This is a genomic window from Neobacillus sp. K501 (assembly GCF_053749995.1).
Genome location: NZ_JBSLYA010000010.1, coordinates 133,863 through 157,575, shown reverse-complemented (window position 1 = coordinate 157,575; position 23,713 = coordinate 133,863). Strand labels below are relative to the sequence as shown.

The window sequence follows — 23,713 nt, the reverse complement described above, 5'->3', positions numbered from 1 at the left end:
TGTCACCGCTCGTGGACACTGTCCACCTCAGGCGGACAGTCATTGAAGATTAATTTATTTTTTTGAACAATAAGCCCAGAATTTATATATGGGATTCCCAATCCTCCCGTATTCAAGTAGAAGGAGATCGTGAACGATGCTTAAAACGAGGTTTATGAAACTGCTGACAATCAAATTGGATGAGGGGCGCTATTTGTTGGCCGCGGAGGATGAACAGGGTCATTCCCTCCCCCCGTCTGAGTGGAAGAATGTTCTCTTTAGCCTCCATGAGGAGAGCTATTTTGGCACGCTTCTCGAGCCGGAGACGGTCGATGGTGTTGAGGGGATCGTCGTCAGCGGCTGGCATCTCGTCTCTCTTTTTGCCAAGGAGTCGTTCAACCGATTTATCGATTGGGACTGGAGCGAACAATCGGAAATTGTTCTCGCCGCCGCCCACGCCCTCCAAGATGGAATTCTTGAAAAAGACTGGCTCCCGGATTTCTCGGTTTGGGAGGATGGAAATTTCCGCTGGCAGCTTCCGGTTCGCGTCAAAGACGAATTTGACCCTTCCTTTTGGGTGCAAGCGGTCGACCCAGGTGCTACGGAATCAGGCTTGGTTCACGAATTTATTTCAGACTTATACAATGATGCGCTCGATGCCTACCTGACGCGGAATTCTGCGATGAAGGACTTATTTGGCCCGAAGCTTACCTTATTGAAAAAGTCGAATATCTCCGGTGCCGAGTTGGCCCGTTATTTTGATGAAGACAGCTGGCTAGAATGGGTCGGGATTAAGGAAAGCGATACACCTTTTACGATGGGATTGCGATTGGAAGAGCCGATTGATGGTGATGGACCGTGGAGCCTTGGGGTATTTTTACGCGGAAAGAAAAATGTTGATGAAGTCTATGAATTAGGAGCCAAGCTGCCGGCTAGATGGAAGCCTTTTTTAGAAAAAGTCGACCTTGAACAAAGTCGTTGGGTGCGGTTAATGCCTTGGCTGAGTGACGATGGGTTCAGCTTGAAACCTGAGCTTACCGAGGAAGAAGCGTGGATGTTTCTGACAGAGGCAAGTGAAACCTTGGTTGCCTTGGATGTGGAGATCCTCCTTCCTTCCTGGTGGCAGGCGATGAAAAACGCCAACTTGAAGGTGAAGGCGTCGCTAAAAGGGTCATCGAGCCATCGCCCATCGTTCGTCGGACTTCAGGCAATGCTAGATTTCAACTGGCGTTTTTCGATGAATGGTGTCGACCTGTCCGAGGATGAATTCGGTCAGCTTGTTGAAGAAAAAAGGAAACTCGTATTCATTCGCGGCCGCTGGGTGAAGCTTGACCCCGAATTTATTCGGCAAATTCAAGATATGATGAAACGTGCGGAACACCAAGGTTTGTCGGTCCGTGATTTGCTGGAACAGGAGCTGGTCGAGACCCCACCTACGGAGGATGAACTGGAAAATCCGCAGGCCTTCGCTCGTATTCAAATCGAGCTAAATAACCAATGGAAAAAAATGATCAAGCAGCTATCTGAGGTCAAGGAAATCCCGTTGGAAACCGTGCCCGAGGGACTTCAAGGCGAACTCCGCCCTTACCAGCAACTCGGCATGAGCTGGCTCTGGTTCCTGCGGCATTACGGCTTCGGCGCCGTCCTCGCCGACGACATGGGCCTCGGAAAAACCGTTCAGTTGATTTCGTATTTATTGAAGGTGAAGGGCGAAATCGGCAGCATTCCTGAAATGGTGACAGGCACCACTCGCGGACACTGTCCACCTCAGGCGGACAGTAAGGTTCAAAAAGGCTCCGATGAGGAAGCCAAGGAGGAAAAGGTTCCGACGAAGGCGGCGTTGATTATTTGCCCGACTTCTGTGCTTGGGAACTGGCAGAAGGAGCTGGAGCGGTTTGCGCCTGAGATGCAGGTTTATTTGCATTACGGTTCGAATCGTTTGAAGGAAGATGTTTTTGCTGAGAAAGCTCAGGATGTGGACGTGGTGTTGACGTCCTACGGGCTGAGCCATTTGGATTCGGATGAGTTCGAGGGCATGATTTGGAGTTCAATTGCCATTGATGAGGCGCAGAATATTAAAAATGCCGGGACGAAGCAATCGCGCGCTGTTCGCCGCTTGCGTGGGCAGCACCACATCGCCCTGACCGGAACGCCAATGGAAAATCGCCTCTCTGAGCTGTGGTCGATCTTTGATTTTACCAATCACGGTTATCTTGGGAGTTTGGGACAATTTCAGAAAAAGTTTGTAATCCCGATTGAAAAAGATGAGAAAAAAGAAAAAGTTAATGAGCTTCAGTCATTGATCCGTCCATTTCTACTGCGAAGGACGAAAAAGGACGAAGAGGTTGCACTCAACCTACCAGACAAACTGGAGCAAAAGGAATATTGTCCACTTACGACCGAGCAGGCTTCCCTCTATGAACAGCTTGTTCGCGATACGTTTGCGGAGATTGAAAAGTTATCCGGCTTTGAACGGAAAGGTTTAATTTTGCAAATGCTCAGCCGCTTAAAGCAGCTGTGCAACCACCCTGCCCTCTATTTGAAGGAACAATCCGTTGATCGGGTGCTACTGGAGCGTTCCAATAAGCTAGATAAGCTTGTTGAGTTAGTGGATGCGGTGTTGGAGTCTGGCGAAAGCTGTATTATTTTTACCCAGTATATCGAAATGGGTGAAATGATCCGCTTGACGGTAAAGAAGAAATTTGGCGTAGAGGTCCCGTTCTTGAATGGCAGCGTACCGAAGGCGCAGCGTGATGAGATGATTGAAAGGTTCCAGAATCAGGAGTTTCCGGTATTCTTACTTTCATTGAAAGCCGGAGGTACAGGTCTCAATCTGACCGCCGCCAATCACGTTATCCACTATGACCGCTGGTGGAATCCGGCTGTAGAGAATCAGGCCACTGACCGTGCCTACCGGATTGGCCAATCGCGCTTTGTCCACGTGCATAAATTGATTTGTACCGGCACCTTAGAGGAAAAAATCGACGCCATGCTCGAAAAGAAACAGCATTTGAATGATCAAATCATCCAGAGTGAAAACTGGATCACCGAACTTTCTACCGATGAATTGAAGGATTTGGTGTATTTGGGTTAACAGAGAAAGGTAAGCATAATGGTGCTTGCCTTTTTCATATGGTTAAGAATCTCATGCATACCCCTTACTGAATTGACAAAGTCTATCTATGAGGTGATTATATGGTTGAGAATCAATTAAAACTCACATCTTCCGAAATCGGAACTCTTTGGGGAGAGTTTGTGAATGGTACTATGACAGATGTAGTAAATCGATATATGGTTACGATTATTGAGGATTCAAAAATAAAAGCAATTTTCGAAAGTGCGATTGATACTTTCGATAAACAAAAGAAACAAATCGTCACTTTTATCGAAAAGGAAGGATTTCCAGTTCCCATTGGATTTACTGAATCTGACCTCTTTCATGGTAAACCGAGATTGTTCACGGATATATTTTGCCTAAATTATTTACATGTCATGACCTTACATGGTTTACTGGGGCACAGCACCAGCTTAGCTGTTTCTGTTAGAAAAGACTTAAGAGAATTTTATGATCAATGTGATAATGATGCGAAAAAAATGTACCATCAAACTATTGAATTATTGCTCGAAAAAGGAAATTTTCAAAGAGACCCATTATTTTATCCTGCTGAAAACCCTGAATATGTTTCCAGCAAGGACTTTACAGATGGCTTTTTTGGTAAGGGTAGAAAACTAGCCGCGACTGAAATTATTAGCATTTCTTTCAACCTTAAGAAGAGCATTATGGCTAAAACCCTTTCGATTGCCTTCAGTCAAGTCGCGCATTCTAAAGAAGTAAGAAAGTTTCTAACCGATTCGGAGAATACCTCCGACCAACAAATCAAATCTTTCTCAAAAATTATGCAAGCAGACAATTTGCCTGTTCCAAAATCCTGGGAAACGGAAGTGACCACTTCGACCGCCTCTCCTTTTTCGGATAAATTAATGCTGTATCATATCGGTTTCCTATTTCAAGCTGCTCAAAACTATCATGGTGCCGGTCTTGCTTCCGCCATGAGAACAGACCTTGTGGCCGCTTACGAAGCAACAATTCTAAAAAATCTAATGGTCACAAAAAAGTGGTTTACTATTATGGTCCAAAATAGATGGCTTGAACAACCCCCCCTTGCTCCGAATAGACATGAAATTGCCAAAGAAGTGTAGATCTATTTTAGAGCCATACAGGAGAAGTCTCTTCGGCACTTTATGGTTGGTTGTGTTGGGAATGAGTTGTGGGTTGAGAAATAGCCATCGCCAGTTAAAGTAGGATTAAAGAAAGACCCCCGGTTTCCCGGGGATCACTGTATGGTGCCTGTCACCATTTATTCATTTCTCAGCGTTTATGCATTCAATTCTGCATACCGTTTACCCATAATTAGAAGTCAAAGTTGTCCGGATCTGGGCCTACTCGATGGTTTTGGTTTAGGTTATCGATTCGTTGCATATCTTCTGCGCTTAGAACGAAGTCAAATACTTCGGAGTTTGCGATGATTCGGTGTTCTTTTGTTGATTTCGGGATGGTGATAACTCCGTTTTGCAGGTCCCAGCGAAGGATGATTTGCGCAACGGTTTTATTGCTATTCGCAGCGATTTCTTGGAGAACCTCGTTATCGAATAATTGCCCCTGCATCAACGGCGACCATGCTTCAACCTGGATTCCTTGTTCCACGCAGAATGCTCTCAGCTCTTTTTGCGTTAAGCGCGGGTGGAATTCGACTTGGTTGACCATTGGTTTGATTTCCGCGTCCTTCATTAGTTCTTCGAGATGATGAATTTGGAAGTTGCTGACGCCGATTGCTTTCACTCTTCCCGCTTTATACAAAGTCTCTAATGCTCTCCACGCATCCTTAAATTTCCCTTCTACCGGCCAGTGAATGAGATATAAATCTAAATAATCTAAACCAAGTTTCTGTAAACTTGTTTCATACGCGGCCAATGTGGATTCGTAGCCAAGATCGGCATTCCATACCTTTGAGGTTACGAATAAATCTTCACGCGCGATTCCAGCCGCCTCAAGTCCTTCGCGGATCCCCTGGCCGACACCTGTTTCATTTTCATAAATGGCAGCCGTATCAATACTGCGATAGCCATTTTTTATCGCAGCCTTTACTGCATTCACTAACTCCGGCCCCTCCTCGACTTTAAATACACCTAGTCCGAACCAAGGCATTTTTACACCGTTTGCTAAAGTTGTTGATGATTGTAAGTTTTTCATTTTTGTTATCCTCCAATATTTTATTTAACTTTTTTCTCCTGCTGGTCACTTAGAAATTTCTTGTGACCACAATGTCACTTTCTCCTTCAATTTTGGTCAACGGAGACTTCTATTGACCACTTCGCACATTTTCTCCACCAACTTTGGTCAATGAAACCTTTCTATTGACCACTTCACACAATTTCTCCACTGTTTTTGGTCAATGTAACCTTTCTATTGACCACTTTGCCGACCAGCTCCATAGCTTTTGGTCAATAGAGCTTCATAGTTCCAATTTCCTCATATATTTTAAAAAACAATTCCTAACACCTAGACTGAAAGATCATCAAATTCCTATCCAGCTTTACTTTGTAAAAAGGACCCTTTTAAATCTTTACGCTCTAGCACTCTGCTCCACCCGGTTAGGACAGCAGCCGCTAAGACCATGAGGGCTCCAATCCATGTGGTGTGGATGAGACCGATACTATCGGTGATCATCCCGCCTAGATAAGATCCGATGGCGATTCCGGCGTTGAAGGCGGCGATGTTGATGGCTGAGGCGACGTCGACGGCGCTTGGTACGAAGCGCTCTGCGAGCATGACGACGTAGACCTGTAATCCTGGGACGTTCATAAAAGCGAGCAGCCCCATGAACACAATTGTAATCAGGCCAGCCACCTTAAATGGCGCGGTGAACATTAACACAAATAGGACAACACCTTGCACGATAAACATATAAAACAATGAACCAAGCGGGTTGCGGTTTGATAGCCGACCGCCGACCATGTTCCCAATGGCAATCGCGATTCCATAGGCGAGCAAGATGATGGCAACGGTGCTTTCCCCAAAACCAGTGATGTCCTGCAACAGCGGCGCTAAATAGGTGAAGACCACGAATGTTCCACCATACCCAAGGGCAGTGATGATGAAAATAAGTAAAAGCCGGCCATTGGTCACGAGCTTGAACTGGTCGCGAAGGCTTGTCTGAGTTCCTTTTTTCAAATCACCAGGAACGAGGACCAAGTTTGCCAGCAACGCAATGATTCCAACGATGACAATGAGAATAAACGCGACCCGCCAGCCGAATTGCTGACCAATAAAGGTTCCGAACGGGACGCCCGTGACGGTTGCAATCGTTAATCCGGAGAACATGATCGATATTGCGCTTGCCCTGCGGTCAGCCGGCACTAGGTCAGCCGCAATCGTCGAGCCGATTGACATAAAGACACCATGGGCTAAAGCGGAAATCACCCGGGCCCCAAGTAAAATACCAATACTTGTGGCGCTTGCGGCAATACTATTACCGATGATGAAAATAATCATGATCCAGATTAGTAATGCTTTCCGCCCCATTCGCGCTGTTAGTGACGTTAGGACAGGCGCCCCAAAGGTAACTCCGAGTGCGTAGAGTGATACGGTCAACCCTGCGGTGGTAACGGATATATTTAAATCCTCGGAAATCAGCGGCAGCAAGCCGACACTGATAAACTCGGTCGTTCCGATCGCAAAGGCGCTGACAGCTAGTGCCAGAAGTGCCAATGTACTTCTTTTTTTATCTATAGACACGTTAGTTTCCCTCCGTTTGAAAAAATTTAGTATGATGAATTTCATCAACAAATGCTATTATGGGATATACGCAAAAAAATGAGAAGTACGCACTTTAAAGTGGGATAGATACCAGGAAGTAACATAGGAACTTTTAAGTGCCTATCAATAAGGAGGCTATAAAGCAATGGCGATACCAAAGAAGAAATACAACATTTCGGTAGAAGCAACACTAGAGGTGATCGGGGGGAAATGGAAGACGGTCATCCTTTGCCATCTTACCCATGGGAAAAAACGAACGAGCGAATTGAAGCGGCTGATGCCCAACATCACTCAAAAAATGCTCACCCAGCAACTGCGCGAGCTCGAGGAAGACGGCGTCATCAACCGCATCGTCTACAACCAAGTCCCGCCCAAAGTCGAATACGAACTTAGCGAATACGGCCGAAGCCTCGAAAGTATCCTCAGCGCCCTCTGCACCTGGGGAGAAAACCACATCACCAAAGTTTATGGTGATAAATCCAAAGTGCTTGAGGACAGTATTCTTAACCAATGATGCGGTGCCTGTCACCGCTCGTGGACACTGTCCACCTCAGGCGTACACTTCTTTATGGTTGCATACAATTGGAATGGGGTTGGATACTATCTTTATTACTTTACATTTCATTCCTAATTGAGGTTTTACTATGGACAGTGCTGAAAGAGCGAAGACGATTGAGTTGATTGATGGCAATGTGGATATGATTGAGGGGCTTGTGGACCGGAAGATAGACATTTGGTTTGAGCATGTTTTGTTTTCTGATTTATGGTGGATAGGTGTAGTCTTTTCGGTGGTTCCCTGGATTATTTGGTTTCTAATTCGGAAAAGGGATAGTACCGACCGCTTACTTTATTTAGCTTTTTATGTCATGACTGTTTCGGTGGTAGCGGACATCATGGGTGACCAAATTGGTTTATGGCATTATCGCTTTAATGTTATCCCTACCTTGCCAACTTATTTTCCATGGGATACTACGTTAATGCCAGTCTGCGTTATCACCTTAATCCAAATTAAACCTAAACTTAATCCTTGGTATAAGGCGATTTTCTTTGCCCTTATCACTTCTTATGTGGCAGAACCTTTTTTTGAATGGTTGACGGTTTATCAACCGATTCACTGGCGCTATAGTTACTCTGTCCCGATCCAAATTGCGATCTATATGAGCGCTCATTATCTCTGCCAACGGAATCGTTTTGCAAAAATAAAAGAGAGCTAGCTCAGCTCTCTTCATTTCATCTATTAATTTAATATAACAACTTTTACTGTTTTTCTACCCCATTGTATGGCGGCTGCGTTGTTTGGCATTAACACGTCGATTTTATGACCTTTGATTGCGCCACCTGTGTCGCCGGCGATGGCCACGCCGTAGCCTTCTACCCATACTTTGCTTCCTAATGGGATAACAGATGGGTCAACGGCAATTAATTTCATGTTCGGATTTTGTCTAATGTTGTAGCCCAATTTCGTCGTAGCATTAGGAGACGACTCAGGACTGTAAGCGGTTGCAGACACATACATTTCAACGCCTGCTGGTGCTGGTGCCGCTTGTGTTGGTTGATTCGCTGCTACTACCGCACGAGCTGATGCTTGTTCTTGTTGGATTCTCGCTTGAGCTTCATTTAGCTTCGCTTGAAATCCAGCCATTTCTGCATTCACTTGGTTATATTTTTGTTGCGCCAATGTTAACGCCTCTTGATGCTTTTGTAAATTTTGATCAAGCTCTGCTTGTTGCTGGGCTAACACTGCTTGTTCGTCAGCTAAAAGCTTTTCCTGACGGTCGATTTCTTTCTTATCTTCTTCAATTTGGAGAAGATCATTTTCCTGGTCATCGATAATATTTTTATCAGCATTGAACAGCGTCGTTACCGCGCTTGCACGCTGAATAAAGTCAGCAAAATCCTTCGAATCTAAGATGACACTAATAACGACATTCACACTACTATCTTTTTGCAATGCTACTAGACGGTCTTTCATCAAATTTTTACGCGCAAGGATTTTATCCTGTAATATAACAATTTCTTCTTTTTTCTGCTCAATCAGCGCCTGCATTTCAGCAATTTTCTGCTGTGTTACAGCCATAGCCGCTTGATTTTTTGTAATATAAGTATTTAATTCTTCCATTTCTTGCTCTATTTGTTTCATCTCATCATTAATAGCTTTCTGTTCAGATGCCTTCTGTTGAAGATCTTGCTGAGCATCTTGTAACATTTCTGCACTAGATTGTGCATGTGCGGCCACCGTACCAGTCCCTGCCAGCACACAAGTTAGAACCACGAGAACCATACGCCTTAAATTATGCATAGGTCAGCCTCCTTTTCTATTAATCTATTTATAACAGACAAATGTACCAGTTATGTTACAAACATATTAAAAAGGCTTCACATTTTGTCATAATTGGGTGGTAAGTGTTGGGAATGAGCGGTGCCTGTCACCATTCGTGGACATTTTGCCGTTTTTGTACACGTGGGGTGGACAGTTGGAAAATTTGAGTAGTATTTGGCAAGGTATGGCAAAAAATAGAGTTCTGATTGTTACATCGAACTCTTTTTATCCAATGAAATCTTTCAACTTGCTTATTTTGTTGTTTTAAAAAACGTCCTACAGACCATTTCTTTTATATCTTTACCTCTTCTTTCAAATGATGAAGCTCTTTCTTTTTTCTTTGTCTGATTTTCTTTTTGTCGTTTAAGAGGAGGTACGATACTTTGCGGTCTTCTACGTAGACATATTTACTAAATATTTCATATGCCTCTTCCTCCGTAAGGTTTCGGCCTTGGTCTAATAATTCAAGCTTCCTTTCGTCACTCTTAAAATTCGATATATTTTCTTTCATTTTTATGAAATAAATCGGTTGTTCAATGCGGATTGGTTGCGAATGTCCTTTCATAGCTGGAGAACATGAATAATTTTTTGATAGTAGGATAGCTTCAAAAAAACTAGGCTTAGGATTGCACAGCTTTTCATTATTTGTTGAGCGTTGTCCACATAAAATAAATGATATATTCATCCGCAAAATTCCTCCAAAAGTAGCAAATATTTACACCAACATTTATTATTCGACTATAATTTTATTTTTCCTTCTACTAACATTTTGTTCCAGCGTAGTTTTTTGTGCGATTTTTTCACACAATCAAACGTGCATATATCTCACATTTGAACAATCCGCTTTCTTTTGCCGTTAAGTTAAAAACATCAATTGTATTATGGCGGTGAAAATGGATGTCCTTATCAGAAAAATTGCGGAAGCTGCGCGACAGCCGAAACTGGTCCCAGCAGACATTGGCCGACATGATGATTATGGACCGTTCGACGGTCAGTCGATACGAAACCGGGAAAAGCCTTCCCAGATATCAAACCTTGGTACGGTTTGCAGAAATCTATCAAGTTGATAAGGAAATTTTAGTAGGGGAATTAACCGAACAGCAGCCGAAAAACGATGTACCCGGATTCATCCTAAAGGAGAACCTCGAGGATCACGATATAACCCTGATTTTGCAGTTGTTCAAGCAAGAGCCTGCCCTGAAAAAAGCGCTCTTAGAGCTCCAGTTACTCCCGCCAAAACGTCGGGCCTTTTATATCGATTTAATCACTTATCAGCTGAAAGCCCATAAAAAGAATAGATAGAAAAGCGCAGGCGCCCGATTATGGACATGCGAGGTACCACTTTCGAAGTTGCTGGACAAAAAGAGAGGCCGCTGATTCATTGATCAGCGGCCTCAAACGATAAAAACAGGGGGGGTTTTGCTATAAGTTTACCCATCCAGGAAAAATCTAAACATTCTTGTCAAAGTTTCCGATTTCTTCTGAAAAATAAAAATTCCGGCGCGGATTGGCCGGAAATGAGGGGATATTTGGGGAATTTCATTTTCTATAGCTGCGAGGAAAATTTTTCACAAATGAAAGGGAATCTTGGAATTGGTATTCGTTGGAGGGGGCATGGAGAATATCATCTGAGGCTGAGCATCTAGCTGTGCTTTCATCACCCATTCCAGTTGGCTGATTCGCAGTTGCAGGCTTTCGAGTTCTTCCTTCACTTGAACAATACTTGTTTGCAAGCTATCGTCATTTTGGTTGGCACGGCCCACCATTTTTATTAGGCTTTCTAGCAGCTGCTCTAGGCTCGACGCTTCATCGTGATTAGGCAAATGGAACTTCCTCCTTCTTGACCGTTGGCGGCGGCGCTGATGACGTTTCGGCAGGCTTTGGACTAAGGAATCGTATCGATTCTGCCACGACCTCGGTTACATAGACCCGCTTCCCCTCCTTGTTTTCATAATTCCGGGTTTGCAGCCGGCCGGTTATTCCCACCACAGAGCCCCTTCGACAATATTGCACGGTGTTATCGGCGGATTTATGCCAAAGTGCACACTGGACGAAATCCGTATCGATTTCGCCATTATGATTTCGGAAGTGCCGGCTCACCGCAAGAATGACATGCGCTACGTGCGCCCCCTCTTGGGTTACCCGCAATTCCGGGTCTTTCGTCAGTCTGCCCACTAGCGTAACTTGATTGATCATATCTATGCTCCTCTCCTTTTGATGGCTTAATCATAGCGCTTCCAAATTTTGTTGTAAAACCGCGAAAAACAGATTTTTATGCAAAAATCCTCTCGAAAACTTTCTTTTCTCCCCCACGAAAAATCAAAAATTGAATCCAATTTTGCTTAAAATGACAAAAACCCACAAACAAGCGATTAGTTTTCGACATTTTTTTCAAAATGGGTTTCAACATTGGTATCTGGGAAGCTTATGATATAATGAAAAAAAATGAACGAAACAGGGAGGTAAGAGAATGAAAACCTTTAAGTTAGTGGCGTTGGAAGTCGTGGAGGATGGAAATTCGGTTGAGGTTCCATTAGAAGATGGCCTGATTATCAACAAAGAGAATGAACGTTCATCCTGGCTGCTTGAAGCTTATTCCAACCTAACTCTCTTCGACTACTTCAAAAAAATTCATGATGAAAAGCGCGAGATCATTGTGCAAGCCGTGATCACAAAGCATGGAAATGAACCTGCGTTTTTCCAGACAAAAATTGTCTCCCTAAATAAATTTGAGCAGCATATCAGCGTTTTGTTCGAAGGCTATCTTCGCCGCAAAAAAAGCGATTATTCTGAGCTTCTGCTTGATAGCTTAATCGAAAAGGGGTTGAGTGGTCCGGCACTCCTCGCTGAATTCAAGGACAAAATGAAGCGGAAACCAAAGTTGAAAATTAAAGAAAAGTAAAAAGCCAGGCTTGGGCGGCCTGGCTTTTTCGTTTATTCATCTTTGTTGTTGGCGTCGTTGGCATCTCTATCGTCTTCGATGATTTCTTCGTTTTCCGTATTATTATCCGTAGTTGGATCTTTGTCGGTATCTGTGTTGATATCGTTATTATTGTTATTTTTTAAATCATTTACATCATTTGCATCATTACCATCTAAATTATTGTCATCATCAAGATCCACTTCATCGTTCACTGGTGGAGGTGGATTTTGATCATCATCATTGTTACAACCCGTTAACATTACCGCGGACAGCGCTGCCCCCATTAGCAGCATATACAGCTTTTTCTTCAAGATAAAAAGCCCCTTTCAACTTAAAATTATTGACCAGTCCATTGGTCTGAAGTTATTTTCCCCAAAACCATAAAAAAAATAACCGGAATTTCTTCCGATTATTTTTTGTCACCTAATGCAAATGTAATTTCAGCTTCACAAGCCACTTCACCGTCAACGGTAGCCACTGCTTTTCCTTTTCCAATTGGGCCGCGGAGGCGGATAATTTCTACCTCTAAACGCAATTGATCACCGGGCTTTACTTGTCTTTTAAAGCGGCAGCCATCAATTCCGGCAAAAAAAGCTAATCGGCCGCGATTTTCTTCTTTTTTCAAAACGGCTACAGCCCCTACCTGGGCCAATGCTTCCACGATTAATACTCCAGGCATCACCGGGTAATCCGGGAAATGACCGTTGAAAAACTCCTCGTTGGCTGTCACATTCTTAATTCCGACCGCTTTAACTCCTTCTTCTACCTCTAAAATTCTATCGACCAGTAAAAATGGATAGCGATGGGGAATGATTTCTTTAATTTGTGTCACATCTAGCATAAATTAGTACCTCCTCATAAGAACAGATAATTATATTGTACTATTAAGAGTATACAAAAAGGAAGGGCCACGGGCGCCTTCCTCGGTTATTTTTTTTCAACAAGATCAATTATATGTGTCCACGTTGACTCTTTGAAAACATCAGATGCCTTTCCATCTCCAAGCACACCATAGCCTACCATTGCTCCCCCAATAAGTGAAACAACAATCATGACGGCTAAGAGCACGATTCGTAACCAAATCGGAATAAGACGGATTCGAACACGCTTCTGGCTCGCCTGATGTTCTACCTCGTTTTTCTTCTCGGCTTCTTTACTTTTTTTAAAGTCTTCCCTCGAACTCACGTGTTGATGGTTAACTGACATCTTTTATTCCCCTCTTAGGTAATACATTTTACCTAATATTATACTCTATTTTGAAAAATTATTAGAGTATTTTTTGCAGAAAAAGTATTTCCATGGAAAAATTACGCAAATATTGCGGTTTTTCTTTTTTCGCAATGCTGAATTCCGCGAGACGCTTTGCTTTCCGCTGGTTCTTCCAAAAAAAGAAGTAGGAGTATGATGTCCTACCTCTTTCTAGTCTATTCATGAGATTTCTCTCTCTTTTAGCTAAGTTTTCTTTTTGGAAGGCGGTCGATGTTATCAAGCATGATGCCTGTTCCAATCGCGACGCAGTCCATTGGATTCTCAGCGACTAATACAGGAACCTTTAGCTCGTCCGCTAGCAGCATGTCGATGCCGTGAAGCAAGGCGCCGCCGCCGGTTAAAATAACGCCGCGGTCAATGATGTCCGCTGAAAGCTCAGGTGGTGTACGCTCAAGAACGCTTTTCGCTGCTTGAACAATGACAGCGACTGATTCTCTCAAAGCACCCTCAATCTCTTCAGAACGAACGGTGATCGTGCGTGGTAAACCGCTAACCATATCACGGCCGCGAATTTCCATTTCCTCCGAACGTGATCCTGGAAAAACGGTACCAATGTTGATTTTAATATTCTCTGCTGTGCGCTCACCGATCAATAGCTTGTACTCGCGCTTGATGTAGCTTAAGATTTCCATGTCGAACTTGTCGCCAGCCATTTTAATGGATGAAGAAGTAACGATATCACCCATTGAAAGCACGGCAACATCCGTTGTTCCGCCACCGATATCCACAACCATATTACCGCTTGGCTGGAAAATTTCCATCCCTGCTCCGATCGCTGCCACCTTTGGCTCTTCTTCTAAGTAAACCTTTTTACCGCCGCTCTTTTCCGCAGCTTCTCTGATCGCTTTTTGCTCAACGCTGGTAATATTCGTCGGGCAGCAGATCAAAATCCGCGGCTTCGATAAAAAGCCCTTCACGTTCAGCTTATTAATAAAGTGTTTTAACATCGCTTCTGTTACATCAAAGTCAGCAATTACGCCATCCTTCAGCGGGCGAATCGCGACAATGTTTCCAGGTGTACGTCCGACCATACGGCGGGCTTCTTCGCCAACGGCCAGCACACGGTTCGTATTTTTATCAATCGCAACCACAGACGGCTCATTCAATACAATTCCACGGCCTTTTACGTGAATTAACACGTTAGCCGTTCCCAAGTCAATCCCAATATCCCTAGCAAACATTCTCTCTTCTTTCCTCCTTGAAACGCTCATACTTTCCTAATTGTATATTGTACCATATTCAATAAAATTTCCAATCTTTTATAAAAAAATTTGTTGAAGACTGTCGGAAAATTTTTCTACAAAATTAAAAATGGCCCCTTTCTGCGACTTTTAAGTTAAAAGTCATGGAAAATGGCCATTTTAAACATCGTTCCTTTTCATTTGAGACAGTTCCACAGAAATTCGGCCTACTTAACGGCCTCACCCTCTTTTTCTTCCTTCTGGTACTTCATTTTTGTCGCCTCTCCGCCCCGGAGATGCCGTATGGATTTATGATAATCTAAAATTTCTTTAACCTCATTTGCTAGCTCAGGATTAATTTCAGGAAGCCTCTCCGTCAAATCTTTATGGACCGTACTTTTGGATACGCCAAACTCCTTCGCAATCACGCGAACCGTTTTCCTCGTCTCCACGATATACTTTCCAATCTTGATAGTTCTCTCTTTGATGTAATCGTGCACACCACTCGCCCTCCCTAAATTGGATGTGAGAAGTGTGAAATGAGACCCGCTTATCACTTCGACGAAATACTGCTTCTGCACAGCGGTATCCACAGGTGTCCACCTCAGAAAGACAAATGTCTTTTTGTGGTGCCTGTCACCGTTTATGCAGTTATACAATGACTAATCATGTCCCCGACTGAATGCCCATTATCTTCAAACGACTCTTCACCTCAAACACTCTCTTTGTAAAGGTTTGTAATCATTTTATTAGCTTGGATAGGGGATTATGCACGAATTAGGGAATCGGGACAAGGGGTGTGGTTAATTTTTTGAAAAATCGGACATCGCAAGGCGAGTGCTTACTTTTTTCGACAGGTTGATGAAAGGGCTGTGATCGTTGGTATATCTATTGTCCAAATGGAAATAATCGGCCCACTTAAAATATTTCCTGAGAAATTTGTCAGCGGAAGTGTCGAAAGAAAATTTTCGTGAAAATAGTTTTTTTTCGTCATTTGTGTGGATTCTGTTAGAAAATCTACGTTTGAACAATAATATTGCCTCTCAAACTACGACCAATATTTCCATTTTGGTTTCGAGTTGACCCGAAAAATTATATACTTAAGAAAGATTGTATGGAAAGGAACGCTGATTGATGCAGCCGTTTACCGCAAGAGTTGTGGAGATTATCCAAAATATTCCCGAGGGGAATGTGATGACATATGGCCAGATCGCCAAGGCTGCTGGCAGCCCGCGAGCAGCGAGACAAGTGGTCCGCGTCCTTCATTCGATGAGCCGCAAACATCGACTTCCCTGGCACCGCGTCGTCAATTCTAAAGGACAAATTGCCCTCCAGGATGATGAATCTTATCAAGAACAGCGTTTTTCACTCGAAGCCGAAGGCATTGAAATCGGCTTACAGGGAACGATCGACCTTGAAAAATATCAATACCACCCAGCCGTGGAATAGCTGGGTGGTATTATATTTTCGTTAAGCCTAGTGCGAGATGATTCCAGAGAATTTTTTCAATCATCTCCCCTTTGGACTCTTCACAGCGAACCATCAGAACAATTTCGGAGCTGATGTTTTTTGATCCTCTGCGAGTTTTTTTCATAAAAACCATTTTGAGGAAAAACCCCAATAGCAACCCAGACACTGCGCCAATGATTCCCCATATAATCGGCCCCCATTTGAGTACATATCCATAAATCGCCCCTAAAAGCATAAAACATGTCCCCAAAATCGCGGCACCGTCAAACAGACTAAACCCATCTGATTTATGAATCGTATCAAAAAGCTTCCTTGGTTCCCTTCGTTTATCCAACGGCGCGGCCAAAATCATTTCCTTCGCTATCCCTTGTTGTTCGAGCTCGGATATCGCTAACTCGATATAAATCGAATTCTCAAATGTGGCAATGACAAGCATTCTGTTCACTCACTTCTTTAGATTGGGAATTCAAACTCTTTGTTTTGATAATGATCACGTAAGTACTTCGCCATTTCTTTTTCAAATAAAATATTGTAATCAACCGTGGACGCATAGGCATCGTATAGGATAAAAAAGAAAATCGATGGGATGTAGAGCACCCATTGCATTTGTAAAACCTGCTTTGCTAGGGCAAACTCCCCGATCATCGTTAAGTGAATCCCCTGAGGTATCTTGCCAAAATACATGATGGCAACGGTATAGCCAAAAATAAAGAATCCGACGATCACTTTATGGATATACAAATGACCGAGACCAGGAAATAATGCGGACCAAGCGACGGCGACCCACGGTTTCCGTTTGTCCAGGAAGTTCATATCAAAGGGTCCTATCTTATTAGCTGGAATGACCGCATCCTCCCGATCCGCTAATAAATATTGCTTGTTCAAGTCGACTGTTGAGCGATAGCCGTCCCAAATCCCAAACATATAGATTCCGACATAGAGAATCAACCAGCGCTCGTCTATCACTTCCATGGCCTTATCAAAGTCCCCGATTAAGCTGTACAAAATCCCTAAATTCACCTTTGCCATCCCATTAATAAAGGTTTCCCAAAGGATTAAGATGAAGCCGGCCACATAGCGATGGAGGATGAGATGGCCAAAGCCTGGATAAGAAAACGAAAAAAACGCGACCACCCACGGATTTTTACTTTGGAGAATAGTCGTTGAAAATTGCGATAAATGGGCTCTTTGTCTTCGAGAAGGAGGATTTTGCATCAATATGTTACTCCTTTTTACTCTTATTTTTCCAAAGAAGTTACCATTTTAACCAAAAAAGCAGAAACCCTGTTTACGTGGTTTCTGCTTTCGGTATTATTTAATCTGGTTAATGACGTTTTTCACCTTATTAACGGGAACAGATGAGCCGCCGCGGCCGAGGACGTTTTCGACCATCATCGCGACCATCAAATCCGGCTGGTTCGAATTGTAGGCAATAAACCAGCCATTTTCGATACCCTTTTCACCCTGCTTCTGCTTGATTTCCGCTGTACCGGTTTTACCAGAAAGCGGGTAATCTCCCATCTCAGCAGCATGCGCGGTTCCGTTGGCATCACCGACGACCTTCCGCAGAATCGGTGAAATGGTTCCAGCGATATCCGAGGTTACGACCTGCTCCTGACTTTTTTCAGCACCCTCGACAAGTGTTGGCTTGACCATGTTTCCGCCATTGACAAACGGCGTATACGTCTCCAATAAATGAACGATGGTCATCTGAATTTGTCCCTGACCATAGCCGGAGTCAGCCAGTCCGATTTCTTTTCCTAAATCCCCAATCGTTGATTTTTCCAATGGGAATGGGTATTCAAGCTCAGCATCGAAGCCGAACTTTTTCAACCCAGCCGAAAAGCCATCTTTTCCGATAGCCAATGCTGCTTGGGCGAAATAAATATTATCGGAGAAAACCAGTGCCTTTTCTAGGTTGATGGGGCTTCCCTCGTGCACTCTTGTCACAAAGTAGTTACCCCAAGAAGCACTTTTTTGCCATTTCAGTCCGCTGATTTCCATTGTTTTATCCGTTGTGATCGCTCCGTTTTCCAAGCCAATCGCCGCGGTAATCGGTTTTAGCACCGATCCTGGTGCATAGGACTTGTTAAAGCGCGTCGTTAACGGCTTCAGCGGGTTTTCCTCAAGCGCCTTCCATTCGTCGCCTGAGAAGCCTAAAGTGGCCTGGTTCGGGTTAAACGAAGGGCTGCTGACCAGGGCCAGCGTTTCTCCGGTGGTCGGGTTGATCGCCGCCGAAGCACCGGCCTCGCCATTCATCTCAGTGAAAATCCGCTCCTGTAAATTAGCGTCGATCGTTAATTTGACATTTTGGCCATCCTCTACCGGTCGTTCCGCCAGCACGACAGCATTCCCATCCGGTTTTTTGATCGTGATTTTCGTTCCACTCTTGCCTTTCAGCTGCTCGTCATAAACTTCCTCGAGCCCGCGTTTGCCAATCACATCCGTGCTCGCATAGCCTTTATCCTTCAATTTCTCTAATTCCTCGGCGGTGATCGAGCCGACATAGCCGATTAGGTGTGCCGCCGATTCCTTGTACGGATAAATCCGTGCCCCGACTTTTTTCGTTTGCACCGGTTCTAAGGCGACTAACTGAGCGACCCGCTCCGTATCGTCGATCGCCACCTTCTTCAGCGGCACAAACAATTCAGGCTTCACCCAGCTCGCACCAAGCGCTTTTTCAATCGATTCTGGTGTCATTTGCAACAGGCTCGAGAGCTGTTCGATTACTAGCTCCTCTTGCCCTTCCATCTTTCCAGGAACCACACCGACTTCATACACCTGTCCGTTCACAGCCAGGCCATTATCGTTTCGGTCGACAATTTCCCCACGTTTTGGCGCCTCATAGCTCAGGCTAATCTTATCGCCATCCTTTAGCTCTGGAAAAATATAGGTCGTATTCCAGTCGACATACCAGTTATTCTCTTTGTCACGTTCTTCCTTTTTCAACTTTGCTTTGTGGGTAAACTCGATTTCCCCACCTACGCTGTTCATTTTTGCCGAAAAAGTATAACTTTTTGCCGTTTCTTCCTTGTCTCGTTCATCTTCTTTTGGCTTTTTGAAAGTAATCTTGAGGTCGGAAATTTGCAGGTCGTCGTAGATTTTTTGATAGCGATTTGTAAAGTCTTCTTTGCTGATTACCTCTTTACTTCCTTCAGTAAGGTAATCATACATTTGATCAAACTTTTGCTGATTCCAGAGCTTTATGTATGCTTCGAATCGGTCCTCAGGTGTCGGTTCCTTGCTGCAGCCGACGGCAAAAAGAACAACCAACAGCAGCAATCCTATGATTTTTTTCAAAAAACTCCCCCCTTTTTTTCTATAGTTTACCATATAGGAAAAGAAAACTCGCTGATGAGCTTTGTCCGTCAAAAAGACAAAAAAAAAGAGGAAGGTAAATTCCCCTTTCCCCTTTGTACGCGATTATGAGTTTGTGTTTTTTGTTGGTTCTGATGACTCATCTTGATCAGGAGTTTGCTCGTCAGATGGTGTTTCATCATCCGCAGGAGCTTCCTCTTCTGTTTGAGTTTCATCTTCTACCGCTGGTTTCTTTTCTTCCGCGGATTCGTCCACAAGCTTCGCTTCCTGTAAATCGCTTAATGACTTGTTAAAGTAGTCAGACGGATTCACCGCTACGCCATCTTTGCGAATTTCAAAATGCACATGTACTCCAGCTTCTTCATTAAACAAGCTTTGTCCAGCCTTGGCAAGAACTTGTCCTTGTTTCACTTGATCGCCAACCTCGACCTGCACATCTTTTACGGATTGATATTGTGTTACAATACCCTTATCGTGTTCGATTACGATGACATTCCCAAGAGTGGCATCTTCTTCGACTCTAGTAACTTTACCGCTAAGAGCTGCTGTAACATCAAAGCTTTCGCCGTCTTTCATCGCGATGTCAATTCCAGTATTCGGAACATAAGTATTGTTGTAAAATACTAATGCCGCTTCCTGATCTTTATCACTCGCTTTGAAATCATAGAATTCCATTTTGACGACAGCATCCGTTGCTTTTTCCACTGGCATCTTGAAGTTTTCTAATGGTTTGTTGACTTCAAGAGCTGGTGTATCATTTTTACCGGCAATATCGCTTGATTCATAATCGTATTTGTCGGTAGCATTGTTGCTCGATTGATACCAAAGAACGGCGCTCAGAATGATTGCTGCACTTGCAATATAGATGGCTGGAAATACCCAACGCTTCTTGAAAAAGCGTTTAAAGCTGGAACCTTGAGAAGATCGTTTGTTTTCTTCCTCTCTCATTTTCATCACCTCAGCAATCATTCTGAACAGATAAGTAGAATTATATACACTAGTAAAAAAATTTTTTTCTACTTATTTTTCGACACTGCTTCCGTTTTTATGCATGAAGGAGGAAAATTTTTATGAAAATCTTAAAATGGCTGCTGCGCCTCTTGCCCATCGCCTATATGGCGGCAATTTGGATTATGTCGAGCCTGCCCTCGAACCACTTCGTCGAGCTCCCCGACTCGCAGCTTGATCGAACCATTAAGGAATCCTTACATTTAATAGAGTTCGCGATTTTGTACGTTTTACTAGTATTGGCCTTGTTAACCTTCCGCCGGGAGTTTACTCCTGCGCTGAATATTGCCTGTACCGTCATTGCGGGACTCTACGGGGTCACTGACGAAATCCACCAATCCTTCTACGCCTACCGCTCCGCGTCGTGGTTTGACCTCGTCAAAGACTTTACTGGGATTGCAGTGTGCTTCTACTTTGTAAGAGGGGCGCTTTTTAAAAAGAAGTTTTTGGGGCTTGGGAAGGTGTTTGGATGGGTGAGGAGATTGTAGCCACTGCGAAGGAATTTGCGGTGGTTTTTTTATCATAGGTGATAGATTCGATCTTTGAATTTCCCATTATGATGTAGATCCATGGTATTTAAAAATTGGTGGACCATTTTCGGAGAGTCAATTTGTAGAAATCTGCGCGCCTCCGCGTTTGTAATCGAGGGCTGAATGAGAAGGACATAGTCTTTAATCGTTTCGATGAAGGCTGTTTTTGATTCAGTTCGACACTTTGGACATCTCCATGTGCCAGCATGATAAGTCATCGGTAGAAAGTTGCATTTCGGACAATGAACACCTGTGAGGATTTCTTTTCGAGATAGACTGTATTTTTGAAGTATATCTATATTTTCTGGAGTGTGGTTTGTTAAAAGAAGTTTGTCTATTTTTCGCAAAACCTTCTCATCAAACATTTCGATTTTAAAAAAGTTATTGGTTTGATCAATTTTCTCTAATAAATATTCACTATTGCAAGCATTCCACTTGTATTTATTGTCCTCTGATATAAAAATATTTGTTTTTTCATTTGCATTTACAAATAGATACTGGATTGGTAAACCAGTAATATTATGCCCTTTTAACCATTCCTTAAGCTTAAATGCCTGTAACTGAGCTTGAAGAATAGGATTTTTCATCCTCCCTGCTTTCCCATTTTGAGCGTAGGTTGTCTGATTGAGAACTTTATCGAAGTGCCAGTCTTTGGAGCCGTTTTTCACTTCAAGTATTAGCGCATAGTACGCACAAAGAATTAGGATATCTATTTGGAAGTAATATTTTCCGTGATGGAGACGGAGGTCATGATAAATGCGGAGGTTTGAATTTAAGATGGGGTCTAAGTGGAAATTCATAACTGATTGCTCTCCAAGAAAGCCGGTCATCCGATAGTTAAAGTCAGTCACTACATCGTATTTGACTAAATGATTATCGACTAACCTCCTGATTAATGCTTGATACTTTAAAATACTTGTTGGGATTTCGCATGGCTTAGGCACCAATTAGCAACACTCCTATCCTTTTTTCTTTATTTCTTCTTTTCTTTTTGAAAGACTCCTGCAAAAATGCTGTGACAGAATTGTGTTATTTTCGTGTACCTGCTGATTTGCTTGCCTTACCTGCATTTTGCGGTCGCTTACCTATGTTTTTCTCCTACCTGCAGTTTTGGTATCGTTACCTGCCTTTTTCCTACGCTTACCTGCCCTTTTCCCCACTTTACCTGCGGATTTGAGTTCCCACCCATCGAGATAGCCGGGCCAGAGCACAGCTTAGGTAATTTTATCGGGTCCACCGCTGATATTTAGAATTACCTCTTCTAATTTGGCTCCTTTTTTAATTACCTTTTTGGGGGAGATCCTCCCTACCTGCAGTTTTGGTATCGTTACCTGCCTTTTTACTACCCTTACCTGCCCTTTTCCCCACTTTACCTGCGGATTTGCCTACCCACCTCCCAAATAGCCGGGCCTGAGCCCGGCTTAGGTAATTTTATCGGGTCCACCGCTGATATTTAGCATTACCTCTTCTAATTTGGCTCCTTTTTTAATTACCTTTTTGGGGGAGATCCTCCCTACCTGCAGTTTTGGTATCGTTACCTGCCTTTTTCCTACGCTTACCTGCCCTTTTCTCCACATTACCTGCGGATTTCGAGTTGCCACACATAAAAAAAAACCAAGCACCCCCAATGCTTGGCTCCAACCTATCCTTATTTCTGCGCCGTAATCGTCGCAAACATGCTCTCCGCAGACGAAATTTCTACACCCTGATAATAGTGCTGCACGATGTCCTTATAGTTCTTGCCCTCAGCGGCCATGCCGTTAGCACCGTATTGGCTCATCCCAACGCCGTGCCCGGAGCCTTCCGTGCTGATCACAATATTCGAACCTTTCCGCTCCCATACGAAATCCGAGGACTTCAAATCCAACTTTTCACGGATTTCCTTACCGCTCAATACTTTTCCGTTAAAATCCACCTTCGCCACTCGCTTGCCCGCAGTCCGTTCGACAATTTTGCCAATCTCCCCGCCCGAGCCAAGCTTCACACCAAGCGCTGATTCAAATTGTCCGACCGACACCACTTTTTGGTCATTAAATTTCGGGGAGGCTTTATCCCATGGGCTTGACACGCTGCGGAGGTACGGGAGCTCGTTGGACCAGTAGTCCTCGGAATTTTCCGTGTAACCGTTACTGGTGGAGAAGAAGGAAGCATCGATCGCTTCACCGTTATAAGTTAGTATCTGACCACTGGTCTCTTGGACCGCGGCGAGAATTTTTGCCCGTTTTGCTTCGTAATCCATTCCCCAATTTTTCCGCATTTGCGCGTCATCTATATAGGCTTGATGAATGGGTAGGTCCGTGACTTCCGCTCCCTCTGGAACGCTAGTCTTGTCTTTGCTAATCAATTTTCTCACGATATAAGTCCTTGCCGTTAACGCCTGAGCTTTCAGTGCCTCTTCATGAAACTCGGCCGGCATTTCTGCGGCCACAACGCCGACAAGGTATTCATCCAGCGGAATGTTTTCAATTGATTTTGCCGAAGTCCGATAAACGGCAACTTCAACAGCAGCATCGGCTGAGGAATCCCCAGCTTCTGTTTTTGGGGCCTTGGCCAAGTCTTCACCTAACTTGCCGCTCGCCTCTCCATCGCCAAACGGCAATACTAACAAGGCGGGAATGATCAAGGTGATGGCAAATAAGAATGATGCTAGTACGATGAGTGGTTTGAATTTTTTCATGTCGAAGCCTCCAATTATGAAATGATCGATCCGACTCGAACCGAACCGGGTTACGTCTCATTCCATCTTATGGGGGCGGACAAGCATTTATGACCAGAAATTAAAAACCGAAAATTCAGAAAACAAAACACGTACAATTTCAATATCAACAACCAACACCACACATAAAAATCACATAACAACACCAAAACCACACAATACAATTCCACAATCAAACCCAA

General features: G+C 43.7%; 25 protein-coding genes. 8 read left to right on the top strand and 17 right to left on the bottom strand.

Annotated features, from left to right (window positions below; genetic code table 11):
* The first annotated feature begins 136 nt into the window (after nt 1-136).
* Together ACWM35_RS20495 and ACWM35_RS20490 are read left to right on the top strand one after the other, a co-directional pair.
* Nucleotides 137-3,073 (top strand): DEAD/DEAH box helicase, encoded by a 2,937-nt coding sequence (locus tag ACWM35_RS20495; RefSeq protein ID WP_454820734.1) that lies wholly within the window; start codon nt 137-139, stop codon nt 3,071-3,073.
* 101 nt (nt 3,074-3,174) lie between these two features.
* A complete protein-coding gene (locus ACWM35_RS20490; RefSeq protein ID WP_454820733.1) occupies nt 3,175-4,179 on the top strand; it encodes a DUF3231 family protein in 1,005 nt (334 codons plus the stop codon).
* A gap of 211 nt (nt 4,180-4,390) precedes the next feature.
* On the opposite strand, the gene ACWM35_RS20485 is transcribed toward ACWM35_RS20490, so the two are convergent.
* Complete coding sequence (locus ACWM35_RS20485) at nt 4,391-5,230, bottom strand: aldo/keto reductase (protein WP_454820732.1); 840 nt, start codon at nt 5,228-5,230, stop codon at nt 4,391-4,393.
* 333 nt (nt 5,231-5,563) lie between these two features.
* Nucleotides 5,564-6,775 carry an MFS transporter gene (locus tag ACWM35_RS20480; RefSeq protein WP_454820731.1) on the bottom strand — a complete coding sequence of 404 codons (1,212 nt, stop codon included), beginning with the start codon at nt 6,773-6,775 and terminating at the stop codon, nt 5,564-5,566.
* 172 nt (nt 6,776-6,947) lie between these two features.
* Between ACWM35_RS20480 and ACWM35_RS20475 the strand changes: the two genes are divergently transcribed.
* Together ACWM35_RS20475 and ACWM35_RS20470 are read left to right on the top strand one after the other, a co-directional pair.
* Nucleotides 6,948-7,310, top strand: a complete 363-nt coding sequence (locus ACWM35_RS20475; RefSeq protein ID WP_454820776.1) for a winged helix-turn-helix transcriptional regulator — start codon at nt 6,948-6,950, stop codon at nt 7,308-7,310.
* Nucleotides 7,311-7,440: 130 nt separating this feature from the next.
* Complete coding sequence (locus tag ACWM35_RS20470; RefSeq protein WP_454820730.1) at nt 7,441-8,010, top strand: CBO0543 family protein; 570 nt, start codon at nt 7,441-7,443, stop codon at nt 8,008-8,010.
* A gap of 23 nt (nt 8,011-8,033) precedes the next feature.
* Here the strand turns inward: ACWM35_RS20470 and ACWM35_RS20465 are convergent, their stop codons facing one another.
* Both ACWM35_RS20465 and ACWM35_RS20460 read right to left on the bottom strand, forming a co-directional pair.
* Nucleotides 8,034-9,095: a 3D domain-containing protein gene (locus ACWM35_RS20465; RefSeq protein ID WP_454820729.1), complete on the bottom strand. Its 1,062-nt coding sequence runs from the start codon at nt 9,093-9,095 to the stop codon at nt 8,034-8,036.
* A 313-nt stretch (nt 9,096-9,408) separates the two neighbouring features.
* Complete coding sequence (locus ACWM35_RS20460) at nt 9,409-9,801, bottom strand: hypothetical protein (RefSeq protein WP_454820728.1); 393 nt, start codon at nt 9,799-9,801, stop codon at nt 9,409-9,411.
* 212 nt (nt 9,802-10,013) lie between these two features.
* Here ACWM35_RS20460 and ACWM35_RS20455 point away from each other — a divergent pair, with 212 nt between their 5' ends.
* On the top strand, nt 10,014-10,418 hold the full coding sequence (locus ACWM35_RS20455) for a helix-turn-helix domain-containing protein (RefSeq protein WP_454820727.1): 405 nt from the start codon (nt 10,014-10,016) through the stop codon (nt 10,416-10,418).
* 266 nt (nt 10,419-10,684) lie between these two features.
* Here ACWM35_RS20455 and ACWM35_RS20450 read toward each other — a convergent pair whose 3' ends face one another.
* Both ACWM35_RS20450 and ssb read right to left on the bottom strand, forming a co-directional pair.
* A complete protein-coding gene (locus ACWM35_RS20450; protein ID WP_454820726.1) occupies nt 10,685-10,939 on the bottom strand; it encodes a hypothetical protein in 255 nt (84 codons plus the stop codon).
* Nucleotides 10,932-11,312: a single-stranded DNA-binding protein gene (ssb, locus tag ACWM35_RS20445; protein ID WP_454820725.1), complete on the bottom strand. Its 381-nt coding sequence runs from the start codon at nt 11,310-11,312 to the stop codon at nt 10,932-10,934. Before ssb ends, ACWM35_RS20450 begins: the two co-directional genes overlap by 8 nt.
* Nucleotides 11,313-11,586: 274 nt before the next feature.
* Here ssb and ACWM35_RS20440 point away from each other — a divergent pair, with 274 nt between their 5' ends.
* Complete coding sequence (locus ACWM35_RS20440) at nt 11,587-12,018, top strand: YwpF family protein (RefSeq protein WP_454820724.1); 432 nt, start codon at nt 11,587-11,589, stop codon at nt 12,016-12,018.
* Between the two features lie 32 nt (nt 12,019-12,050).
* Here ACWM35_RS20440 and ACWM35_RS20435 read toward each other — a convergent pair whose 3' ends face one another.
* The 5 genes from ACWM35_RS20435 to spoIIID form a co-directional block, all read right to left on the bottom strand.
* On the bottom strand, nt 12,051-12,350 hold the full coding sequence (locus ACWM35_RS20435; RefSeq protein WP_454820723.1) for a hypothetical protein: 300 nt from the start codon (nt 12,348-12,350) through the stop codon (nt 12,051-12,053).
* Between the two features lie 98 nt (nt 12,351-12,448).
* Nucleotides 12,449-12,880 carry a 3-hydroxyacyl-ACP dehydratase FabZ gene (gene fabZ, locus ACWM35_RS20430; RefSeq protein ID WP_454820722.1) on the bottom strand — a complete coding sequence of 144 codons (432 nt, stop codon included), beginning with the start codon at nt 12,878-12,880 and terminating at the stop codon, nt 12,449-12,451.
* Between the two features lie 86 nt (nt 12,881-12,966).
* Nucleotides 12,967-13,245 (bottom strand): DNA-directed RNA polymerase subunit beta, encoded by a 279-nt coding sequence (locus tag ACWM35_RS20425; RefSeq protein WP_454820721.1) that lies wholly within the window; start codon nt 13,243-13,245, stop codon nt 12,967-12,969.
* A 242-nt stretch (nt 13,246-13,487) separates the two neighbouring features.
* Nucleotides 13,488-14,489 (bottom strand): rod shape-determining protein MreB, encoded by a 1,002-nt coding sequence (gene mreB / locus ACWM35_RS20420; RefSeq protein WP_454820720.1) that lies wholly within the window; start codon nt 14,487-14,489, stop codon nt 13,488-13,490.
* Nucleotides 14,490-14,716: 227 nt separating this feature from the next.
* A complete protein-coding gene (spoIIID, locus tag ACWM35_RS20415; RefSeq protein ID WP_007086083.1) occupies nt 14,717-14,989 on the bottom strand; it encodes a sporulation transcriptional regulator SpoIIID in 273 nt (90 codons plus the stop codon).
* 634 nt (nt 14,990-15,623) lie between these two features.
* Here spoIIID and ACWM35_RS20410 point away from each other — a divergent pair.
* Nucleotides 15,624-15,938 (top strand): MGMT family protein, encoded by a 315-nt coding sequence (locus ACWM35_RS20410; RefSeq protein ID WP_454820719.1) that lies wholly within the window; start codon nt 15,624-15,626, stop codon nt 15,936-15,938.
* A 10-nt stretch (nt 15,939-15,948) separates the two neighbouring features.
* Here the strand turns inward: ACWM35_RS20410 and ACWM35_RS20405 are convergent, their stop codons facing one another.
* The 4 genes from ACWM35_RS20405 to ACWM35_RS20390 form a co-directional block, all read right to left on the bottom strand.
* Complete coding sequence (locus ACWM35_RS20405; RefSeq protein ID WP_454820718.1) at nt 15,949-16,395, bottom strand: hypothetical protein; 447 nt, start codon at nt 16,393-16,395, stop codon at nt 15,949-15,951.
* Nucleotides 16,396-16,412: 17 nt separating this feature from the next.
* Nucleotides 16,413-17,174, bottom strand: a complete 762-nt coding sequence (locus ACWM35_RS20400; RefSeq protein ID WP_454820717.1) for a hypothetical protein — start codon at nt 17,172-17,174, stop codon at nt 16,413-16,415.
* Between the two features lie 96 nt (nt 17,175-17,270).
* On the bottom strand, nt 17,271-19,259 hold the full coding sequence (locus tag ACWM35_RS20395; RefSeq protein WP_454820716.1) for a penicillin-binding transpeptidase domain-containing protein: 1,989 nt from the start codon (nt 19,257-19,259) through the stop codon (nt 17,271-17,273).
* A 123-nt stretch (nt 19,260-19,382) separates the two neighbouring features.
* Nucleotides 19,383-20,225, bottom strand: a complete 843-nt coding sequence (locus ACWM35_RS20390; protein WP_454820774.1) for a peptidoglycan DD-metalloendopeptidase family protein — start codon at nt 20,223-20,225, stop codon at nt 19,383-19,385.
* Between the two features lie 122 nt (nt 20,226-20,347).
* On the opposite strand from ACWM35_RS20390, the gene ACWM35_RS20385 reads away from it, so the two are divergent.
* Nucleotides 20,348-20,773: a VanZ family protein gene (locus tag ACWM35_RS20385; RefSeq protein ID WP_454820715.1), complete on the top strand. Its 426-nt coding sequence runs from the start codon at nt 20,348-20,350 to the stop codon at nt 20,771-20,773.
* Nucleotides 20,774-20,805: 32 nt separating this feature from the next.
* Here ACWM35_RS20385 and ACWM35_RS20380 read toward each other — a convergent pair whose 3' ends face one another.
* Nucleotides 20,806-21,759, bottom strand: a complete 954-nt coding sequence (locus ACWM35_RS20380; RefSeq protein WP_454820714.1) for a nuclease-related domain-containing protein — start codon at nt 21,757-21,759, stop codon at nt 20,806-20,808.
* A gap of 704 nt (nt 21,760-22,463) precedes the next feature.
* Entirely contained in the window at nt 22,464-23,492 is a 1,029-nt protein-coding gene (gene spoIID / locus ACWM35_RS20375) for a stage II sporulation protein D (protein WP_454820713.1), read from the bottom strand.
* Between the last annotated feature and the right edge of the window lie 221 nt (nt 23,493-23,713).

Bases quoted from the DNA above. Each gene is read 5' to 3' on its own strand.
- ACWM35_RS20495 (WP_454820734.1), top strand. From the start codon at position 137: ATGCTTAAAACGAGGTTTATGAAACTGCTGACAATCAAATTGGATGAG.
- ACWM35_RS20490 (WP_454820733.1), top strand. From the start codon at position 3,175: ATGGTTGAGAATCAATTAAAACTCACATCTTCCGAAATCGGAACTCTT.
- ACWM35_RS20485 (WP_454820732.1), bottom strand. From the start codon at position 5,230: ATGAAAAACTTACAATCATCAACAACTTTAGCAAACGGTGTAAAAATG.
- ACWM35_RS20470 (WP_454820730.1), top strand. From the start codon at position 7,441: ATGGACAGTGCTGAAAGAGCGAAGACGATTGAGTTGATTGATGGCAAT.
- ACWM35_RS20465 (WP_454820729.1), bottom strand. From the start codon at position 9,095: ATGCATAATTTAAGGCGTATGGTTCTCGTGGTTCTAACTTGTGTGCTG.
- ACWM35_RS20460 (WP_454820728.1), bottom strand. From the start codon at position 9,801: ATGAATATATCATTTATTTTATGTGGACAACGCTCAACAAATAATGAA.
- ACWM35_RS20455 (WP_454820727.1), top strand. From the start codon at position 10,014: ATGTCCTTATCAGAAAAATTGCGGAAGCTGCGCGACAGCCGAAACTGG.
- ssb (WP_454820725.1), bottom strand. From the start codon at position 11,312: ATGATCAATCAAGTTACGCTAGTGGGCAGACTGACGAAAGACCCGGAA.
- ACWM35_RS20440 (WP_454820724.1), top strand. From the start codon at position 11,587: ATGAAAACCTTTAAGTTAGTGGCGTTGGAAGTCGTGGAGGATGGAAAT.
- fabZ (WP_454820722.1), bottom strand. From the start codon at position 12,880: ATGCTAGATGTGACACAAATTAAAGAAATCATTCCCCATCGCTATCCA.
- ACWM35_RS20425 (WP_454820721.1), bottom strand. From the start codon at position 13,245: ATGTCAGTTAACCATCAACACGTGAGTTCGAGGGAAGACTTTAAAAAA.
- mreB (WP_454820720.1), bottom strand. From the start codon at position 14,489: ATGTTTGCTAGGGATATTGGGATTGACTTGGGAACGGCTAACGTGTTA.
- ACWM35_RS20410 (WP_454820719.1), top strand. From the start codon at position 15,624: ATGCAGCCGTTTACCGCAAGAGTTGTGGAGATTATCCAAAATATTCCC.
- ACWM35_RS20405 (WP_454820718.1), bottom strand. From the start codon at position 16,395: ATGCTTGTCATTGCCACATTTGAGAATTCGATTTATATCGAGTTAGCG.
- ACWM35_RS20400 (WP_454820717.1), bottom strand. From the start codon at position 17,174: ATGCAAAATCCTCCTTCTCGAAGACAAAGAGCCCATTTATCGCAATTT.
- ACWM35_RS20390 (WP_454820774.1), bottom strand. From the start codon at position 20,225: ATGAGAGAGGAAGAAAACAAACGATCTTCTCAAGGTTCCAGCTTTAAA.
- ACWM35_RS20385 (WP_454820715.1), top strand. From the start codon at position 20,348: ATGAAAATCTTAAAATGGCTGCTGCGCCTCTTGCCCATCGCCTATATG.
- spoIID (WP_454820713.1), bottom strand. From the start codon at position 23,492: ATGAAAAAATTCAAACCACTCATCGTACTAGCATCATTCTTATTTGCC.